This window comes from Mesorhizobium sp. M0983 (genome assembly GCF_040318975.1).
Lineage (GTDB): Bacteria > Pseudomonadota > Alphaproteobacteria > Rhizobiales > Rhizobiaceae > Mesorhizobium.
Genome location: NZ_JAMYNH010000003.1, coordinates 42,256 through 60,295, shown reverse-complemented (window position 1 = coordinate 60,295; position 18,040 = coordinate 42,256). Strand labels below are relative to the sequence as shown.

18 protein-coding genes are annotated in these 18,040 nt (G+C 62.4%); 12 read left to right on the top strand and 6 right to left on the bottom strand.

What is annotated here, in order from left to right:
• Positions 1 to 46: 46 nt before the first annotated feature.
• Complete coding sequence (locus tag NKH71_RS06725; protein WP_352547166.1) at positions 47 to 967, bottom strand: diacylglycerol/lipid kinase family protein; 921 nt, start codon at positions 965 to 967, stop codon at positions 47 to 49.
• 252 nt (positions 968 to 1,219) lie between these two features.
• Between NKH71_RS06725 and NKH71_RS06720 the strand changes: the two genes are divergently transcribed.
• Positions 1,220 to 2,566, top strand: coding sequence for a PRC-barrel domain-containing protein (locus NKH71_RS06720; RefSeq protein ID WP_352480849.1), 1,347 nt, complete (start codon positions 1,220 to 1,222; stop codon positions 2,564 to 2,566).
• A 51-nt stretch (positions 2,567 to 2,617) separates the two neighbouring features.
• Here the strand turns inward: NKH71_RS06720 and NKH71_RS06715 are convergent, their stop codons facing one another.
• Positions 2,618 to 4,186, bottom strand: coding sequence for an alkaline phosphatase family protein (locus NKH71_RS06715; protein ID WP_023720911.1), 1,569 nt, complete (start codon positions 4,184 to 4,186; stop codon positions 2,618 to 2,620).
• 219 nt (positions 4,187 to 4,405) lie between these two features.
• Between NKH71_RS06715 and NKH71_RS06710 the strand changes: the two genes are divergently transcribed.
• The 4 genes from NKH71_RS06710 (at position 4,406) to NKH71_RS06695 (ending at position 7,521) form a co-directional block, all read left to right on the top strand.
• Positions 4,406 to 5,338 (top strand): VOC family protein, encoded by a 933-nt coding sequence (locus tag NKH71_RS06710; RefSeq protein ID WP_352788839.1) that lies wholly within the window; start codon positions 4,406 to 4,408, stop codon positions 5,336 to 5,338.
• A gap of 10 nt (positions 5,339 to 5,348) precedes the next feature.
• Positions 5,349 to 5,984 (top strand): alpha/beta hydrolase, encoded by a 636-nt coding sequence (locus NKH71_RS06705; RefSeq protein WP_352480848.1) that lies wholly within the window; start codon positions 5,349 to 5,351, stop codon positions 5,982 to 5,984.
• Positions 5,977 to 6,276: a GNAT family N-acetyltransferase gene (locus tag NKH71_RS06700; protein WP_352476216.1), complete on the top strand. Its 300-nt coding sequence runs from the start codon at positions 5,977 to 5,979 to the stop codon at positions 6,274 to 6,276. The genes NKH71_RS06705 and NKH71_RS06700 overlap by 8 nt, the downstream gene beginning before the upstream one ends.
• A 186-nt stretch (positions 6,277 to 6,462) precedes the next feature.
• Positions 6,463 to 7,521 carry a dipeptidase gene (locus tag NKH71_RS06695; protein ID WP_352480847.1) on the top strand — a complete coding sequence of 353 codons (1,059 nt, stop codon included), beginning with the start codon at positions 6,463 to 6,465 and terminating at the stop codon, positions 7,519 to 7,521.
• Positions 7,522 to 7,609: 88 nt separating this feature from the next.
• Here NKH71_RS06695 and NKH71_RS06690 read toward each other — a convergent pair whose 3' ends face one another.
• The gene (locus NKH71_RS06690; RefSeq protein ID WP_352894692.1) at positions 7,610 to 7,834 is read right to left on the bottom strand and encodes a hypothetical protein; all 225 of its coding nucleotides are present in this window, start codon (positions 7,832 to 7,834) and stop codon (positions 7,610 to 7,612) included.
• Positions 7,835 to 7,938: 104 nt separating this feature from the next.
• On the opposite strand from NKH71_RS06690, the gene NKH71_RS06685 reads away from it, so the two are divergent.
• From NKH71_RS06685 to NKH71_RS06660, 6 genes are all read left to right on the top strand, one after another.
• A complete protein-coding gene (locus NKH71_RS06685; protein WP_352480844.1) occupies positions 7,939 to 8,733 on the top strand; it encodes a methyltransferase domain-containing protein in 795 nt (264 codons plus the stop codon).
• A 6-nt stretch (positions 8,734 to 8,739) separates the two neighbouring features.
• Positions 8,740 to 9,456, top strand: coding sequence for a transcriptional regulator BetI (gene betI / locus NKH71_RS06680; RefSeq protein WP_502896875.1), 717 nt, complete (start codon positions 8,740 to 8,742; stop codon positions 9,454 to 9,456).
• A gap of 26 nt (positions 9,457 to 9,482) precedes the next feature.
• Positions 9,483 to 10,571: an ABC transporter substrate-binding protein gene (locus NKH71_RS06675; protein WP_352480842.1), complete on the top strand. Its 1,089-nt coding sequence runs from the start codon at positions 9,483 to 9,485 to the stop codon at positions 10,569 to 10,571.
• Positions 10,572 to 10,685: 114 nt separating this feature from the next.
• Entirely contained in the window at positions 10,686 to 11,762 is a 1,077-nt protein-coding gene (locus NKH71_RS06670) for an extracellular solute-binding protein (RefSeq protein ID WP_352480841.1), read from the top strand.
• Positions 11,759 to 13,036 carry a flavin monoamine oxidase family protein gene (locus NKH71_RS06665; RefSeq protein ID WP_352480840.1) on the top strand — a complete coding sequence of 426 codons (1,278 nt, stop codon included), beginning with the start codon at positions 11,759 to 11,761 and terminating at the stop codon, positions 13,034 to 13,036. Before NKH71_RS06670 ends, NKH71_RS06665 begins: the two co-directional genes overlap by 4 nt.
• 5 nt (positions 13,037 to 13,041) lie before the next feature.
• Positions 13,042 to 13,443, top strand: a complete 402-nt coding sequence (locus tag NKH71_RS06660) for a hypothetical protein (RefSeq protein WP_352480839.1) — start codon at positions 13,042 to 13,044, stop codon at positions 13,441 to 13,443.
• 2 nt (positions 13,444 to 13,445) lie between these two features.
• On the opposite strand, the gene NKH71_RS06655 is transcribed toward NKH71_RS06660, so the two are convergent.
• The 3 genes from NKH71_RS06655 to NKH71_RS06645 are packed head-to-tail and all read right to left on the bottom strand — an operon-like array spanning position 13,446 to position 16,308.
• The gene (locus NKH71_RS06655; protein ID WP_352481109.1) at positions 13,446 to 14,519 is read right to left on the bottom strand and encodes an ABC transporter ATP-binding protein; all 1,074 of its coding nucleotides are present in this window, start codon (positions 14,517 to 14,519) and stop codon (positions 13,446 to 13,448) included.
• 22 nt (positions 14,520 to 14,541) lie between these two features.
• Positions 14,542 to 15,366, bottom strand: coding sequence for an ABC transporter permease (locus tag NKH71_RS06650; RefSeq protein ID WP_352788846.1), 825 nt, complete (start codon positions 15,364 to 15,366; stop codon positions 14,542 to 14,544).
• A 24-nt stretch (positions 15,367 to 15,390) separates the two neighbouring features.
• Entirely contained in the window at positions 15,391 to 16,308 is a 918-nt protein-coding gene (locus NKH71_RS06645; protein ID WP_352480838.1) for an ABC transporter permease, read from the bottom strand.
• 297 nt (positions 16,309 to 16,605) lie between these two features.
• Here NKH71_RS06645 and NKH71_RS06640 point away from each other — a divergent pair, with 297 nt between their 5' ends.
• Positions 16,606 to 18,024, top strand: a complete 1,419-nt coding sequence (locus tag NKH71_RS06640) for an aminotransferase (protein ID WP_352480837.1) — start codon at positions 16,606 to 16,608, stop codon at positions 18,022 to 18,024.
• The last annotated feature ends 16 nt before the right edge of the window (positions 18,025 to 18,040 follow it).

Here is an 18,040-nt window from a genome sequence, read left to right as displayed (position 1 = left end):
CTCGTGCCAACCCGCATCACGCAACCCCACATCACGCTACCTCACGTCAGGCAACCTTTGCCTCGGCGGCGCGCGCCGGGACGAGAACATTCAACGCGCGCGGATGGATTTCGACGGTCGTCTCGCGATCGAGCTTTACCAGTTCGCCGTCCATGACGGCCTGAACTTTCCTGTTCGTCGAATGGATTTTCAAAACGGCGCGGTTTGCCTGATGGATTTCGACATGCTCGTTGCCGCGCCATTTCCCACGGGCGACGTCAAAGAGGAACCTGATCAATTCGCCGCGCCGCCGTGCCACGGTGACATAGATGCCCAGCACGCCGCCTGCCGGATTGTCGGCATAGGGCAGGTGGCCCTCGCCGAACAGATTGTTGGTGATGCCGATACCGGTGATCCGGGTTCTGATCTCGGCCTCACCGACCGTCAGCGTTACGTTCATCGCCGGTGGATTGTTGATCGTTGCCCAAGCGGCTCGCACCGAGGCACGCATCTTCCCCAGCCGCGAGCCGAATTCCATCTTCTGGCGCAGTTGCACCATCCTGGCGTGCATGCCGATCGAGAATTGATGCACGAAAGGCCGGCCGTTGGCTGTTGCAATGTCAATCGCCATCACCTCGCCGTCCGCAAACGATTTCAGTGCCGCATCGAGGGTCTGCGGAATACCGAGGCCGCGCGCAAAAAGGTTCATTGTGCCAGCCGGCAGAATTGCCAGCGCCTTCTCCCCGTTCATCAAACGGGCTGCCGCGGCCGAAATGGTGCCGTCGCCGCCGCCCGCCAGCACGACGTCGATGCCGCGCCTGGAAGCTACGCCGTCCAGCGTGGCGACGATATCCTTGCCGGCGACGATTTCGATATCGATCGAGTGGCCGGCAGTCTCAAGCGTGCCGCGCATCCGGCTGGCGAAGGCCTCAAGATCGATGGTGCGCAGGGTGCCCCCGTCCTTGTTCAGCACCGCTGCAAACCGCATGGCCGTTCCATTTTCCAGCACCTATCGGGCCGGGGCGGGGCCCCAGCCGGGAGTGGAACGGGGCGGCCGAGAAAATGTTCCGTTCGACCAGCGCGGCGAATCCGAGAACCATTGACATCGCACAGGGTGCACCGCGGCTTTTTTCGGAACAACAGTGTGGTCACAACGTTGTGAACATGCAGAAGACGCTGCGCCCGCAGTGACGCCAGGCGGGCAGGGCGTGCACGAAATCACCGACGAGGAGACACTAAGATGATCCGCACCCTTTTAACCACGACAGCAGTCGCAACATTGATTGCGACGGGTGCATTTGCGCAATCGGCGACGACCCCGGCGCCGGCGCAACCACCCGCCGCCCAGGATACCGCTCCGGCGATACGTGCCGAGGGCAGCCTTGCCACCAACATCATCGGCGAATCCGTCTATAATGGCACCGGCGACGATGCCCAGAATATCGGCAACATCAGCGACGTCGTCTTCGACGAGCGCGGCGAGGTAAAATCCGTCGTCATCGGCGTCGGCGGTTTTCTTGGCATAGGAACCAAGAACGTCGCTTTCGACTACAAAAAGATGCAATGGGCCGAAAGAAATGGCGACCGTTGGCTGATAGCGCAAACGACGAAGGATGAGTTGACGGCTCAGCCGGATTTCGACCGGAGGCCTTACGATCCGCCTCCGCCACCAGCTTCGGCGGATAATGCGGCGCCTGCCGCCCCTTCCACCAGCGCGCAAAATACAACCCCGGCGCCTGCCGCGCCGGCTGAGCCAGTGAAGCGCGCCGAGGGCAATCTCGCCACCAATATCATCGGCGAGACCGTCTATAACGGCACCGGCGACGACGCCCAAAACATCGGTGACGTGAACGACATCGTCATCAACAAGGAAGCCAAGGCGCAATCGCTGATCATCGGTGTCGGCGGCTTCCTCGGCATCGGCGAAAAGAACGTCGCCTATGATTTCGACAAGGCGCAGTGGGCCGAGAGGAACGGCGATCGCTGGCTGGTCGCGCAAACGACCAAGGAAGAGCTGCAGGCACAGCCGGACTTCAACCGCAAGGCCTATGATCCGGCCCCGGCAACCACTGCGTCGAACGATGCCGCGGCTACTGCGCCTGCCACCGTCACGCCTACCGTGACGGCCAGCAACACCGCGACGACCAGCAACACTGACCAAGCCAGTAAAACGGCTCAAAATGCCCCGGCGCCGGCGCCCACGGCTAATTCCGCGGCCGACCAGACCAAGACCGGCTCGATCGACAAGTCGACGCTGACTGAAATGCCGATAGGCGAAATCCGGGCCGAGGATCTGGTTGGAACAACCGTTTACGGCGCCAATGATGCCAATGTCGGCGAGATCGGCGACGTCGTGCTGAGCGGCGACAAGAAGGTCGACGCAGTCATCATCGACGTCGGCGGCTTCCTCGGCGTCGGCGAGAAGGAGGTGGCAGTCGGTATGGACAACCTGAAATTCATGACCGACAAGAACGGCAAGCGCTATCTCTACACGAACTTCACCAAGGAGCAGCTCGAGGCGCAGGCCGCCTATGACAAGGGCAGCTATGCGCAAAACCGCGACAAACAGCGCATGATCATGCGGTAAGCTGCATCTCAGTCGACAGGTAAGCCCGCGCCGGCAACGGCGCGGGCTTTCTCATGTCGACGCAAAAGGCAGGCCCGCGACATGGCCGGTAACGCCGTCATGCGTCAATTCGGCGAGCGCCAGCGACTGGTCGAGATGCTCGGCCCGCCAGGCAAGGAGCTTTTCGGCAAGTTCCAGCCGCGCCGGCCGATAGGCTGGGTCGTCCGCGACGCTGGTCACCTCGCCGGCGTCTTTCTCGAGGTCGAAGAGCAAGGGCGGCAGGCCACCGCCGAAATGCACATATTTGTACTTTTCCGTACGGATGACGGCGAGATTGCACTGGCGTTGACCGATGCCAAAATACCGTTCGGCATCACCATCCGCGATCGAGCGGAAATCGAACTCCCAATGGGCCGCGTCGCGCCAGGCGTCCGGCTCCGTCGCGTCCAGGAAAGGCGCCAGCGAGCGGCCGTCGAGATGCGGCAGCACTTCGCCGCCAGTGAGCTCGAGCAAGGTCGGCGCCAAATCCACCGCCTCGGTGAAGCGGTCGACGCTGCTGCCGACAGCCTTTCGGCGGCGCGGATCGCGAATGATCAGCGGAATATGGAAGCTGCCGTCGAAGAAGCCGCCCTTGCCCAGCATGAAATGGTCGCCCATCATCTCGGCGTGGTCGGAGGTCAGCACGATGACGGTGTCGTCCCATGCATCGGCCGCCTTGACTGCTTGCCAGACCCGGCCAAGCTGCGCATCGCTCTCCGAGATCATGCCGTAATAAAGCGCCCGAATGCGGCGAAAATTATCGTCGCCCCAGTCGCGCACCTTGCCCTCCGAGCCGGGCCGGAATTTCGACCGTTCCTGCCGGTCAAGTTCATAGGCGAGATAAGGGTGGCTTGCTGCTTCGGCCTGCCAGCTTTCGGCGCGGTCAAAAGCTGGACCGATGGCCAGATCGTACATGGCGTTGTAAGGCGCCGGCACGATGAAGGGTGGGTGAGGACTGATGAAGGAAAGGTGCGCGAACCACGGCGCATCGCGCTCCTGTTCGCCGAGCCAGCGGATAAATTCGCCGGCCAGGAAGGCCGACGGCGTTTCGTCCTTCGAATAGACGGGCGGGGCGTTGCTAACCCCGCCGTCGTTTTCCGGGATTTCACCCACCGGGAGATGGATGTCGGGGGAGCCGGCGCCGGCATCGACGCCGCGCGCCTTGAGCCATGACAGCCAAGGCTTCTGGTGCTCGGGCAGAAGCTGACGTACGGTGAAGCCGGGCAGCACGCCTTCATAGCTCTTCAGCTGCGGGTCGCCAGGCGCCAGCGTACGCGGATCGCGTGCCATATCAGTATAGCCGAACAGCGTCGGTTCATAGCCGAGGGCACGCGCCCGGAGCGCTATGTTGCCGTGGCGGGCGTCGAGCGGTGTGCCATTGCGGCAGACACGATTGTTCATCTGGTAGAGGCCGGTGTAGAGGCAGGCGCGAGCCGGCGAGCAAGGCGCGGCGCCGCCATAGTGCTTCTTGAAAAGAATGCCCTCTGCAGCCAACGCGTCGGCATTCGGCGTTCTTACCACCTTGTGGCCAGCAGCCGATAGGCAGTCGCCGCGCCACTGGTCGCAGGTGATCAGGAGAATGTTGGGGCGTTTTCCAATCAACCGCTATATCCTCATGCCGGCTACGTCGCTCATGGAGCGCAATTTCGGCGAATATGCAAGCCGGTCCAGTTTGCCGAATGGTGAACAAAACCTGTTTGATCGTTCACTTTAACAGCACAGTCCATTCTGTGTTTGCCATCTTTGCAGCCAGGAGCCGGATCCTCATATTTGCGTGGACAGCGGCAAGGGCCGCACCAGTACAAGGGAAGGAGCAGAAACATGCTCGACCAGGTCAAGGGCCTGCATCACGTCACCTCGATGGCCAGCGACGCGCGCCAGAACAATGAATTCTTCACCGGGACGCTCGGCCTGCGGCGGGTCAAGAAAACCGTCAATTTCGACGCGCCCGACGTCTACCACCTCTATTACGGCGACGAGGTCGGCATGCCCGGCTCGGTGATGACCTATTTCCCCTTCCCCAACATCGGCAAGGGCCGCCATGGAGTCGGCGAAGTCGGCACAACCACTTACTCGGTGCCCGAGGGCACGCTCGGCTATTGGGAGAAACGGTTTGCCGAGCAAGGTGTCACAGGGCTTTCTCGCGAGGAGACGTTCGGCGAGAAGCGTCTTGCCTTCGCCGGTCCCGACGGCGACGGTTTTGCGCTGGTCGAGGACAGAGCGGACAGCCGAGCGCCCTGGGCCAAGGGTGGCATTCCCACTGACGAGGCGATCCGCGGCTTTCACTCAGTGTCGCTCAGGCTGAAAGATAGTGGCGCCACCGAAGAGCTGCTGAAATTCATGGGTTATGAGGAGGTCGACAAGTCCGGCAATGTCAGGCGGCTAACGGTGAAGAACGGCAACGGCGCCGATGTCGTCGATATCGAATCGCTGCCAGGGGCCGGCTTCGCCAATCTCGGCGCCGGCTCGGTCCACCATGTCGCCTTCGCCGTCGAGAACCGCGCCAAGCAGCTCGAAGTGCGCAAGGCGCTGCTCGATACCGGTTATCAGGTGACGCCGGTAATCGACCGCGACTATTTCTGGGCGATCTACTTCCGCACACCGGGCGGCGTGCTGTTCGAAGTCGCTACCAACGAGCCCGGCTTCGACCGCGACGAGGAAACCGCCCATCTTGGTGAGGCGCTGAAGCTGCCGTCACAACACCAGCATTTGCGGCCCTATCTCGAGCAGCATCTGCAGAAACTGGAAGACTGAGGGCAACGTCGTGAGTAAGGATTCGTATATTCACAAGGTGCTGCCCGGTTCGCCTGATGGACCGCTGCTCTTCGTCTTCCATGGCACCGGCGGCGACGAGGCCCAGCTTCTGTCGCTTGGACGCGATCTTGTGCCGCAAGCGACGATCGTCGCTCCGCGCGGCGATGTTTCGGAACAAGACGCTGCACGCTTCTTTCGCCGCGCCGGCGAGGGCGTCTACGACATGGGCGACCTCACGCGAGCGACAGAGAAGATGGCCGGCTTCGTCAAGGCACATGTCGAGGCGGCAAAGCCATCTTCGGTGCTCGGCCTCGGTTACTCCAACGGCGCCAACATCCTGGCCTCGGTGCTGTTTGCCGAGCCGTCGCTGTTCGACGCAACGGTGCTGATGCATCCGCTGATCCCGTTCGAGCCGGAGGTCAAGGGCAGCCTTGGCGGCAGTCACATCCTGGTCACCGCCGGCAGGCGGGACCCGGTCTGTCCGCCTAATTTGACGGTGCGGCTCGAAGCCTATTTGCGCGCCGATGGCGCCGATGTCACAGTCGAGTGGCATGACGGCGGCCATGAGGTGCGGCCGAGCGAGATCGAGGCGGCGCGGCGGTTGTTCGCCGTGGCGCCGGACGAAAGGACCGCAAGCCATGTCTGACCTATTGCCGGAGATCGAACTGGAGGACCGCGGCTCGAAGGGCCGCTATCTCCTGCGTGGGCCGGGCGGCGCCGAGGCGGAGATGACTTTCACCAAGATCGGCGAGCACCAGATCATCATCGACCATACCGAAGTGCCGGATGCATTTCGCGGCCAGGGCGCGGGGCTTCGCCTGGTCACCCGTGCCGTCGAGGATGCGCGTGCGGCGGGCAAAACGATCATCCCGCTTTGCCCGTTCGCCAATGCCCAGTTCCGTCGCCATCCGGAATGGGCGGACGTGCTGAAGCGGTAAGAGACAGCCATCGATGAATGACAGGAGAAAGGGTGCGCGGCTTTACCGCGGGCCTCTTCGGCCATTGGAGGCGTACAAACACAGCGGCAACATGCGGGATTTGCGAAGAGCGCCCGTCTTGCCTAAGTATTGCCAACAAACCGGCTCGCCGTCTGCGGCCCGACCACTTCAACCGAATGGCCCTCCATGACCGAATCCGATCTCGTTCCCGTCTTCGACGGCCACAACGATACGCTGCTCAGGCTCTACCAGTCGAAGGATGCGGACGTCGAAAAGCTGTTCGTCGAGGGGACGCCGGGTGGCCATATCGACCTGCCGCGCGCGAAGAAAGGCGGATTTGCCGGCGGCATGTTCGCGATCTTCCCGCCGCCTGTCGAGAAATCCAAACGCGGCTCGGTGCCGCTGGCGCCGAGTGACAGCGAGCCCTTGCCGCCCGAGGTTCCGCGCGCCGATGCGCTCAACTCCACCATGGCGATGGCCTCGATCCTGTTCAGGCTGGAGCGGGCTTCGGCGCTCACCGTTTGCCGCAGCGCCGGCGACGTGAGGAAGGCGATGACGCAAGGCTCGATCGCGGCGGTGTTCCATATCGAAGGGGTCGAGGCGATCGATCCTGAGCTCACCCTGCTTGACGTCCTCCACGCAGCCGGCCTGCGTTCGCTCGGTATCGTCTGGAGCCGTCCCAATGCCTTCGGCCACGGCGTGCCGTTCCGTTTTCCGTCGTCGCCCGATACAGGGCCAGGGCTGACCGATGCCGGCAAGGCGCTGGTGAAAGCCTGCAACCAGCTGAAGATCATGATCGATCTTTCGCATCTCAACGAAAAAGGTTTTCGCGACGTCGTCGAAATCAGCGATGCACCGCTGGTCGCGACCCACTCCAACGTGCACGCGATTTGCGGCCATTCGCGCAACCTCACCGAATGGCAGCTCGGCGCAATCCGCGACTCGGGCGGCATGGTCGGGCTGAACTTCGCCACCGGGTTCCTGCGTGAGGACGGCAGGATGAACGCCGACACCAGCCTCGACATCATGGTGCGCCATGTCGATTCGCTGCTGCAGGCGCTGGGCGAAGACGGCGTTGGCCTCGGCTCGGATTTCGACGGCGCCATGATTCCTGCCGTGATCGGCGACGTTGCCGGCCTGCCGAAGCTGCTCGACGCGTTCGCAGCACGCGGCTTCGGGCGCGCGTTGATCGAGAAGATCGCCTATCGCAATTGGCTCAGTATGCTGGAAAAGACCATCGGCTAGGGCACCCAAAAGTACGCTCCGCTCCGGTTCTCGGAACCCACAATTTTCGACTCGGCCTGACCTGAATCTCAACACGCCCCAGGGCGAGTTATTCAAAACCTATGCGTTTAAGCCAGTCCTGGCCAATGCCGCGATCGCGGATGATCGGCAGCGGATCGGTCGAGTCCAGCCTCGCACAAATGCGGTAGACCTCCAGCGTTTCAGCGCTCATCTCGCCACGTTTGTAGAAGAACATGGCCGCTGCATAGCGGGTGCGGCCCGACCATCGTGTGATGCGCCCCCAATAAGCCGAATTTCGCACGAAGACGGTCATCCTGTCCAGCCATATTGAATGAATGTTCAACAAATGATGTTGCGTTTTCGTGTTTATGCGCTAGGCTTTGGCTCATTCGAGGATAGCCTTGGGACCAGGGTTTGATGATCGAAACGGCAGAGGCCGAACCGGAGTATGACGACACCGCCATCCGCTTCCTCGAGGCGCTGTGGGGCGACGGCTATTTGTCGCCGGGTGGGCCAGAAGAGGTCGACCGGGTCGTCGAAGGGCTGTCGCTTGCGGGCAAGACAGTCCTGGACATGGGCTGCGGTTCCGGCGGCATCACGCTGCATCTCATCGAGCGTCACCGCGCGGCCCACCTCACAGGCTTCGACGTCGAACGGCCCGTGATCGAGACGGCCAGGAAGCGGGCCGCTGCGCGCGGGCTCGCGCGTCGCGCCGATTTCATCCAGGCGGCGCCAGGACCGCTGCCTTTTGCCGACGGTGCCTTCGACGTCGTATTTTCCAAGGACGCGCTGCTGCACGTGGCGAACAAGGATGCATTGTTCGCCGAGATATTCCGCGTCCTGAAGCCTGGCGGCGTCTTTGCCGCGTCGAACTGGATGATCTCGCATGATGGCGAGCCGTCGCCCGAGATGAAGGCCTATGTCGCCGCTGAAGGCCTGTCCTTCGCCATGGCATCGCCGGCCCGCTATGTGCAGGCGATGCGCCAGGCCGGCTTTGCCGACATCACCGTGCGCGACCGCAATCCCTGGTATCGCGAGATCGCGGGGGAGGAGCTGAACCGCTTGAAGGGGCCGCTCTACCCGGTGGTCGCGGCTGCCGTCGGCGCGGCCTATGTCGACAAGAATATACGAACCTGGGAAGCCATGCAGAAGGTGCTTGACACAGGCGAGCACCGTCCCACTCATCTTCGCGGCCGAAAGCCGGTTGGCTAGCCGGCGATGCTGGAGACCATCAATCCCATGAAGACAACAGAGGCGCGCGAAGCCCTCCTCGAGGCGACGCGAAAGAGCGACACCGAAAAGCGTGGCCGCAAGGCGTCGAAAGAGACCAGGCAGCTTCAACTGATCGAAGCGACGATCGATTCACTGGCCAAGCGCGGCTATTCGGATACGACGATGGCCGACGTTGCCGACGGTGCCGGCCTGTCGCGCGGCATCGTCAATTTCCATTTCGAAAGCAAGGAGAAGCTGCTCGTCGCGACTTTGCAATACATGTATGACGAGTATTCGGCGCATTGGCGCAGCGCCTTGCAGAAGGCCGGCGATGATCCCGCCCGCCAGTTGCAGGCATTGGTCGCGGCCGATTTCGACCGCTCGATCTGCAACAAGCGCAAGCTGGCGGCCTGGTGTGCGTTCTGGGGCGAAGCCAAATCGCGGCCGACCTATCAGGCGCTGAGCAGCGCACGCGACGCCGTCTATCAGAACATCTTTATCGACCTTTGCGCGACGCTCAAGCAGAGCGGCGGCTATTCTTATGAGCCGCAGGTGATAGCGCTGGCGCTCAGCGCCATGCTGGAGGGACTGTGGCTGCGGCTGATGATGGGCACCGAAGACACCACGCGCGAGACTGCGCTGCAGGCCGCGAACGCGTTCCTGTCCGCGGCATTTCCCAAGCATTATCCGTGGCCGACAGCCGGCGGTGCCAAGCCGGCGTGAAACAATCAAAAGAGGATGGAACAGCAATGAAGACAATGACGCGACGCCCGACGCTGACATTGACGCTGACATTGGCATTGGCCGGAGCGCTCGCCGCTTCGGCGGCGGCGCTGGCTGCGGACAGGGATCTCGTCGTGTTCGACTGGTCTGGCTACGAGGAGCCCGGCTTCCATCCGAAATATGTCGAAAAGAACGGCGATTCGCCGACTTTCACCTTCTTCGGCGACGAGGACGAGGCGTTCGAAAAGGTCCGCTCCGGTTTCAAGGCCGATCTTGGCCATCCCTGCTCGCAAAGCGTGGTGAAATGGCGCGAGGCCGGCCTGCTGCAGCCGCTCGACACCTCGAAGATATCAGGCTGGAAAGACCTCAATCCCGGCATAATGGCGATGAAGGATCTCGCCACCACCGCCGACGGCAAGGCCTGGTTCATGCCTTGGGACTGGGGCAACACGCAGCTGACCTACAATTCCGACAAGATCGATGCGAAGGACGTGCAGTCGTTGAAGGCCTTCGCCGATCCGAAGTTCAAGGGCCGGGTTTCCGTCGGTGACAATGTCGACGACGCCTACGCGCTGGCCAGTCTCGCCATCGGCCTGAAGGACTGGACCAAGATGACGGATGACCAGTTCAAACAGGCATCAGGCTTCCTGCGCCAGGTGCACAAAAACGTCCGCTCCTACTGGACCGACTCAACCGATATCGTGCAGCTGTTGAGCGGCGGCGAGGTCGATCTCGCATGGGCCTGGAACGACGCGACGGTGCAGTCTGTCGCCGCCGGCGTGCCGATCAAGGCCAAGAAGGACACCGACGAGGGCATTTCGACCTGGGTCTGCGGCTATGTGCTGTTCAAGGATGCGCCCGGCAATGCCGACAAGGCCTATGATTATCTCAACGCCGTCAACGATCCGGAAGTCGCCAAGGTCCTGGTCAAGGACTGGGGCTACGGCCAGGCCAATGCCAATGGCATGGCCGGCGTCGACCAGGTGGTGCTAAAGGAGAAAGGCTATGACGACGTGCAGAAGTTCGTCGACAAGACGCTGTTCCAGTCGCCGGTTCCATCCGATCTCAAGCTCAAGATGATCGCCGAGTTCGAGAAGATCAAAGCCGGCTATTGAGCTCTCCTCGCTTGGCCCGTCTGCCCACGGACATAGCGGGCGGACGGGCTCGCCAAAGCTCCCGAATTCTCCTAACGTCGCCGCGGTGTTTCCCGCGATGAGGAGCTTTGCGCCATGAATTCCGTGCTTCGCCGCCTGGCCATCGCCGCGGCCTGCGCAATCGGCGCAGGCACAGTCGCGGCACTTGCGGCAGGCGGCGGCGACCTCGTCGTGTTCGACTGGTCGGGCTATGAGGACCCGCTGCTGCATCCGGCCTACACCGCCGAACAAGGCGCCGAGCCGACCTTCGCCTTCTTCGGCGACGAGGAAGAGGCCTTTCAGAAAATGCGGGCCGGCTTCAAGGCGGACATTGCGCATCCCTGCTCGCAAAGCGTGGTGAAATGGCGCGAGGCCGGCATGCTGCAGCCGCTCGACACCAGCCGTATCGCCGGCTGGAAGGATCTCAATCCCGGCATCATGGCGATGAAGGATCTCGCCACCACCGCTGACGGCAAGGCCTGGTTCATGCCTTTCGACTGGGGCAATACGGCCCTGCTTTACCGCACCGACAATGTGACGCCGGATCAGGCGCAGTCGCTCAGGATCTTTGCCGATCCGAAGTTCAAGGGGCGCGTTACCATTGGCGACAATGTCGACGACGCCTACGCGCTGGCCAGCCTGGTCATCGGCCTCAAGGACTGGAACAAGATGACCGACGCGCAGTTCAAGGACGCCTCGGCATTTCTGCGTGACGTGCACAAGAACATCCGCTTCTACTGGACCGACGACACCGATATCAATCAGGCCTTCTCCGGCAACGAGGTCGATCTCGCCTGGGGCTGGAACGAGACTTTCGTCACCCTCAAGGGCCAAGGCGTGCCGATCGCCATGAACCGCGATACCAAGGAAGGCCTGTCGACATGGGTGTGCGGCTATGTGCTGATGAAGGACGCACCGGGTGATCTCGACCAGGCCTATGATTTCCTGAACGCTGTCAATGCGCCTGCTGTATCCGACTATCTGGTCAAGACGTTCGGCTATGGCCATGGCAACGCCGCTGCCATGGCGGCGATCGATCCCAAGATCCTGGCCGAGCGCGGCTTCGACGATCTCGACAAGTTCCTCGACAAGACGCTGTTCCAGCAGCCGGTGGCGCCGGAGCTCAAGCAGCGGATGATCGCCGAATTCGAGAAGATCAAGGCCGGCTATTGACGTCCGAGATCGAACGAGCCGAGGTGGTCGTCGTCGGCGCCGGCTTCACCGGCCTGTCGGCGGCGCATGAGCTGAACAACGCTGGCGTCGATTTCGTGCTGCTCGAAGCCCGCGACCGCGTCGGCGGACGCGTCGAAGCCATGCCGAACGGGCTCGGCGAGCGCATCGACAGCGGCGGCCAGTTCCTGTGCGAGGACATGCCCGAACTGATGGCGCTGGTGCGGGCACGCGGCAAGACGCTGGTCGGGACGCATTTCGCCGGCGAATTCATCACCCAACCGCGGATGAGCGAGGCGCAAGCCGAGCGCACTTATGGCACCGCCATGCGAATACGCGAGCGGATGAACGCGATTGCACCGGACGATCCGGCCATTGCCGGTTTGACCGTCGCGGCATGGCTCGATCGCCAGAATGATCCCGATGAAGCCAAGGCGGTCTTTCATTCGCTGATCGAGGGCCTTTGGTGCCTGGCAATGGAAAGGCTGCCGCTGTGGTACCTGATCGACAACGACCGCCGCATCACCAACGAGGTGTCGGAACTGCAGTATTTCGTGCGCGAAACCATGCATTCGCTGGCAGACGACCTGGCCCGCGACCTCGGTGGTCGCCTGCGGCTGAACACGCCGGTCAAGACCATCGAGCGTCGAGCGGAAGGGGTTCGCGTCGTCTCGGCCGCAGGCTCAATCGAGGCGCGAGCGGTGCTGGTCGCAGTCCCGCCGATGATGGCGTCGAGACTGGATTTCGTACCGCTGCTGCCGGCTGCGCTGGAAGCAGCGCTCGGCGTCTGGCAAAGCGGCGCGGTAATCAAGATGCTGGCGCGTTATCCCACGGCCTTCTGGCGCGACAGGGGCTTGAGCGGCATGGTGATGTGGCGCGATCCGCACGGGCTTTTTGCCTGCGACGCCGGCAATGACGACGGTCATCCAGCACTTGTCGTCTTCATCGGCGGGCCGCTGGCCCGGCGCTGGCGCGAACTGGGCGAGGCGGAACTGCGCGCTAAGGTGACGTCAAAACTGGAGCAAGCGCTCGGCGCCGAGGCGGCCGGCTTCTCCGATCTCAGCTACCGTGACTGGACGGACGATCGCTGGAGCGGTGGCGGCTACAGCGACCTTATCGTCGATGCGACGGCAACCAATGCCGAACGCATCATCCGCGCCGGCGCGCCGCCGGTCCATTTCGCCTCGTCGGAGCTGTCGCCGTCATTCCCAGGCTATGTCGAGGGTGCAATCGTCGCCGGGCGAAAAATGGCGCGGCGGTTGATCGAGGAGATCTGAGCGGTATGAAAACGGTCTCGAAGATCGTACTCACCGGTGCGGTCATGGCAGTTACAGGATTTGCGGCTGGCTATTATTCGGCGCCCCACCCAATCGAGATTGGTGAACTCGACAATACCTTAAAGAAGGTCTGCGAATACTCGGCAAGCTCACTTAAAGCTGACCTTCAGGGCGGCTGGCCGATCAACTCATTTGCTGTTTGGAAGTCCGGCGACCGTGCGCATTATCACGTGCTTAGCCAATTGGGTAATCTCAAGTGCGGGTTCGACCCGGAGCTTACAGTCGTCTATTTGCAGAACCATGGATTGGTCGACATTGATGATCTTAAAATGCTGCTGGAGGATTCAAAGAAGGCAGGCGACAATCGATTAAGTGACTATCTGTCCGCCGAATTGGAGGTGAGATAGCGTCAATCTGCCATCGCCACCAAGGCCTCTGGGTCGTAGGCGAGGCGGATCGTGGTGCCGACCGGAATGTCGTCGGCGCCGAAGTCGTTGGTCTCGGTCACCGACAACGGCTTTTCCAGCCCTGGTATCTCGACGATCAAATGGGTGATCTCGCCAAAATAATGGCGCTCGACCACCTTGCCGGCGACCTCGAATTTTGCCGTCGCATCGTCCCACAGAACGCGCAGGCGCTCGGGCCGGATGCCAAGCGTCGCGGCGGTGCCATTGCGCACAAAAGCTTTCGGCTTGTCGGTCTTGACGCGGCCGAAGCCCAGCGTGTCGAGCACCAGCGAGGCGCCGTTCTCCTCGACGATCTCCGCTTTGACGAAATTCATGCCGCCGAGGAAGTCGGCCACCTGGCGATTGACCGGCCGCTGGTAGATCTCCTTCGGCGATGCGACCTGCGCAATCATGCCGCCGAACATCACTGCGATGCGATCCGACATCGCCAGTGCCTCATATTGGTCGTGGGTTACCAGGACAAAGGTGATGCCGACCGCCTGCTGCAGGCGGCGCAGTTCGACCTGCATCTGCTCGCGCAGCTTCTTGTCCAGCGCCGACAGCGGCTCGTCGAGCAAAAGCACTTTTGGGCGCATCACCAGCGCGCGAGCCAGCGCCACGCGCTGGCGCTGGCCGCCGGAAAGCTCGGTGGCGAGCCGCTTGCCGAGGCCGGTCAGCGACACCTGGGCGAGGGCTTCCTCGACGCGGCGCCTTTCCTCCGTGCCGGCCAGCTTCAGCCGCTTCAAGCCATAGGCGACGTTCTGCTCGACATTGAGGTGCGGGAAGATGGCGTAGTTCTGGAACACCATGTTGGTCGGCCGGCCGTTGGCGGGGATGCCTTCCATCGGTTGGCCATCGACGGAGATCGAGCCGCTGGTCGGGTTGTCGAAACCGGCAATCATACGCAACAGCGTGGTCTTGCCGCAGCCGGACGGGCCAAGCAGCGAAAAGAATTCGCCCTCCCTGATGGTCAGCGAGGCGTCGTCCAGCGCCTTGAACGAACCATAGCTGCGCGTGACGTTGCGGATCTCGATCATAGAGCGCTCGATTTGGGGCCGCTCAGGCATGGAGGCCTCCCTCGTTCTGGGTGCGTCTGGCCGCGCGGCGGCGCAGGATTTCGGCGATGGTCATCAAAAGAAACGAGGCAACCAGCAACAGCGTGCCCAGCGCCAGCACGCCGGGCAGTTTCGCGGCGAAACGCAACTGGCCCCAGATATAGATCGGCAGTGTAGCCTCGGTGCTGGTCAGGAAGAAGGCGATGAGGAACTCATCGAGCGAAATGGTGAAGCAGACGAGCAGGCTTGAAATGATCGCCGGCGCCACCATCGGCAGCGTCACCCGCCGAAACGTGCCGAAGGCGCTCTCGCCGAGATCGGCGGAGGCTTCCTCCAGGCTGCGGTCGAAGCCCTCGAAGCCGGCGGTCAGCACCGTCATCGAATAGGGAACGCAGACCAGGACGTGGCCAAGCACGACGGTGAACAGCGACAGGCTCAAACCGAGTTGCAGGATCACCAGTAGCAAGGAGATGGCAACGATGATTTCGGGCAGTACCAGCGGCGCCATGATCAGGCCGTTGATGGCGCGGCGGCCGGGATAGCGGTAGCGGGTGATCGAGCGCGCGGCGAGGATGCCAAGAACGGTCGACAGGATGGAGGCCGATACCCCGACGACCAGGCTGTTCCAGGTGGCGTCGAGCAGCGCCGGCGTGCGCGGCAGGTCGTGGTACCATTTCAAGGTGAAGCCGGAGAGCGGGAATTTCGGCGTCGCGGCGGTGTTGATGGAGAAGATCGGCAGGAAGATAACCGGCAGATAGAGAAACACGACGTAGAGGAACGCATAGGCCGGCAGCAATCGGCCCGGCAGCAAGCGGCGCATCGCCGTCATCGCGCCGGCCTCATCGCGCCAGCCTCATCGTGCCAGCCGCTGGGCGGCACGGATGATCAGAACCGTGGCGCCTGCGATCAGCGTCACAACCAGCATCGTGGTGACGGAGAGTGCAGCACCCAGCGGCCAATTGGAGGCCTTGCCGAATTGCGCCTGGATGGCATTGGCGATCATGACGCCGTCCTTGCCGCCGACAAGCTTCGGCGTGACGTAATCGCCGACCGTCGGGATCATGACGATCAGCGCTGCCGAAATGATACCGGGCGCCGAAAGCGGCAGCGTCACGCGCAGGAAGGAACGGACAGGGCCATCGCCGAGGTCCGTGGCCGCCTCGACCAGCGTGCGGTCGATTTTTTCCAGCGAGACGAAGATCGGCAGGATGGCGAAGGCTGCCCAGGCGTGGGTCAGCGTGATGATGACGGCAGTCGAATTGTAAAGCAGCGCGGTCGACGGCTCGTCGATGATGCCAAGGCCCATCAGGCCGGAATTGAGCACGCCATTATAGCCGAGGATGACCTTCCACGACATTACCCGCAGCAGATAGCTGGTCCAGAACGGGATGGTGATCAGGAACAGCCACAGGCCCTTGTGGCGGCCGCCGTGGAACGAGATGAAATAGGCGATCGGATAGGCGAGCACGACCGTGAAGAAGCTCACCGTCAGCGAGATGTAGAGCGAGCGCCACAGCAGGTCGCGATAGATCGGCTCGGTCAGCGCAAGGCGGTAGTTTTCAAGCGTGAAGGTATGGTCGACAGTGAGGTAATTCTGCGTCCAGAAGGAGTGCGCGATGACCGCCAGGATCGGCAGCACCAGAAGTATCAGCGCATAGACGAAGGTCGGGCTGATCAGGGCAAGACCCTGAACGGGTTCTGATTGCAGAAGGGCGTTTCGCCTCGCCCGCGTCATGCCGAAAGCGGGCGACCCTTCCGCGGCCACCATCATTGCAGGCCCTCGGGCAGGGTCTCCGGCGTGATTTCGGTTGCTGGCGCGGACTGTCCTGCCATGCGGCATCCCATTGCTGAAACCGGCTATCTGTTCCCACTTTATGCCCAGGGCGCAATCGTGCTCCGAGCTTGCCGGCTTTCTTTCATCATGCGCGCATCGGCGGATTGAAATCAAGCGCTATTTCTGCAATATTGATTGAACGGCCATTCAAAATGAACGAAGAAAGCCGAGCTTTCCTGGAGCGTGAACCAGCTTCGTGTCCGGTGAAATTGCGGCATACAATGCGAGGCGAAGATGGCGGCGGCAAGAGACATCACTTCGACCGAAATGGCTGGAGCCGGCGCTCAGGATGCCGTCGAACTGGCCAAGCGCCATCTTGTCCAGCCCTGGCCGTTCGCCGGCTCGGTCGGCGCGGAGGCACGCGCCCTGATCGGCGCGGGCGAGGGCATCTACATCACCGATGCCACCGGCAAGCGGCTGATCGACGGACCGGCGGGCATGTGGTGCATCAATGTCGGCCACCGTCGCGAAGAGCTCGCCAAGGTAATGTACGACCAGGCGATGGCGCTGTCCTACAACACGCCGTGGTACACGATGAATGCGCCGTCGGCGGAACTGGCCATGCGAATCGCCGGCCACGCGCCGGGCGATCTCAGCCATGTTTTCTTCACCACGGGCGGCTCCTCGGCGGTCGAGACGGCGCTGCGCTTTATGCAATTTTACAACAATGTGCGCGGCCGCCCGGAAAAGAAGCTGATCCTGAGCCGGGGCGGCGCGTATCACGGCTCGACCTATCTGTCGGCCTCGCTTAACGGGCGTCCGCGCGACCGTGACTGGATGGATGGCGCAGACGAGCTGGTCGTCAAATTGTCCTCACCCGATCCGTTCCGCCGTCCGAAGGGCATGAGCGTTGCCGCTTTCACCGATGCGCTGGTCGCTGAATTCCGCGATATGGTCGCCCGTGTCGGCGCCGACAGGATCGGTGCTTTCGTCGGCGAGCCGGTGCAGGCGTCGGGCGGCGTCATCGTGCCGCCGGAGGGCTATCTCCAGCGCATCCGGACGATCTGCCGCGACAACGACATCCTCTATATTTCCGACGAGGTGGTGACCGCCTTCGGCCGGCTTGGCCATGTCTTTGCCTCCGGCGAGGTGTTCGGCATCGAGCCCGACATGATCACCTTTGCGAAAGGGGTGACCTCAGGCTATTTCCCGCTCGGCGGCGTCATCCTTTCGGAACGGCTGCTGGAGGAGCTGCGCCGCTCGAACCATCCGGACGCCATGTTCGGCCATGGCCTGACCTACACCAGCCATCCGGTCGGCTGCGCGGTGGCGCTGAAGAACCTCGATATTCTGGACGAAAGCGTGCTGGCCCATACGCGCGAGGTCGCGCCCTACTTCCAGGCGCAACTGAAGACGCTGGAGGAATTGCCGGTGGTCGGTGAGGTGCGCGGCATGGGGCTGATGGGCTGCGTCGAATGCGTCGCCGACCGCGACAGCAAGGATCCACTGCAGCTCGACAAGGATGTCGGCAAACGCATCGACGCGCATTGCCACGAGCTCGGCCTGTTGGTCCGGCCGCTGATTAACATGTGCGTGATGTCGCCGCCATTGATCATCACGCGCGAGCAGATCGACGACATGGTGTCGATCCTGCGCGAAGGCATTTCGCGCACGATGGACGATCTGCGCCGGGAAGGCGTCTGGCGGGGATAAGCGTTTATCGCCGGCA

Bases quoted from the DNA above. Each gene is read 5' to 3' on its own strand.
- NKH71_RS06725 (WP_352547166.1), bottom strand. From the start codon at position 967: ATGCGGTTTGCAGCGGTGCTGAACAAGGACGGGGGCACCCTGCGCACC.
- NKH71_RS06720 (WP_352480849.1), top strand. From the start codon at position 1,220: ATGATCCGCACCCTTTTAACCACGACAGCAGTCGCAACATTGATTGCG.
- NKH71_RS06710 (WP_352788839.1), top strand. From the start codon at position 4,406: ATGCTCGACCAGGTCAAGGGCCTGCATCACGTCACCTCGATGGCCAGC.
- NKH71_RS06700 (WP_352476216.1), top strand. From the start codon at position 5,977: ATGTCTGACCTATTGCCGGAGATCGAACTGGAGGACCGCGGCTCGAAG.
- NKH71_RS06695 (WP_352480847.1), top strand. From the start codon at position 6,463: ATGACCGAATCCGATCTCGTTCCCGTCTTCGACGGCCACAACGATACG.
- NKH71_RS06690 (WP_352894692.1), bottom strand. From the start codon at position 7,834: ATGACCGTCTTCGTGCGAAATTCGGCTTATTGGGGGCGCATCACACGA.
- NKH71_RS06685 (WP_352480844.1), top strand. From the start codon at position 7,939: ATGATCGAAACGGCAGAGGCCGAACCGGAGTATGACGACACCGCCATC.
- betI (WP_502896875.1), top strand. From the start codon at position 8,740: ATGCTGGAGACCATCAATCCCATGAAGACAACAGAGGCGCGCGAAGCC.
- NKH71_RS06675 (WP_352480842.1), top strand. From the start codon at position 9,483: ATGAAGACAATGACGCGACGCCCGACGCTGACATTGACGCTGACATTG.
- NKH71_RS06670 (WP_352480841.1), top strand. From the start codon at position 10,686: ATGAATTCCGTGCTTCGCCGCCTGGCCATCGCCGCGGCCTGCGCAATC.
- NKH71_RS06660 (WP_352480839.1), top strand. From the start codon at position 13,042: ATGAAAACGGTCTCGAAGATCGTACTCACCGGTGCGGTCATGGCAGTT.
- NKH71_RS06655 (WP_352481109.1), bottom strand. From the start codon at position 14,519: ATGATCGAGATCCGCAACGTCACGCGCAGCTATGGTTCGTTCAAGGCG.
- NKH71_RS06650 (WP_352788846.1), bottom strand. From the start codon at position 15,366: ATGACGGCGATGCGCCGCTTGCTGCCGGGCCGATTGCTGCCGGCCTAT.
- NKH71_RS06645 (WP_352480838.1), bottom strand. From the start codon at position 16,308: ATGATGGTGGCCGCGGAAGGGTCGCCCGCTTTCGGCATGACGCGGGCG.
- NKH71_RS06640 (WP_352480837.1), top strand. From the start codon at position 16,606: ATGGCGGCGGCAAGAGACATCACTTCGACCGAAATGGCTGGAGCCGGC.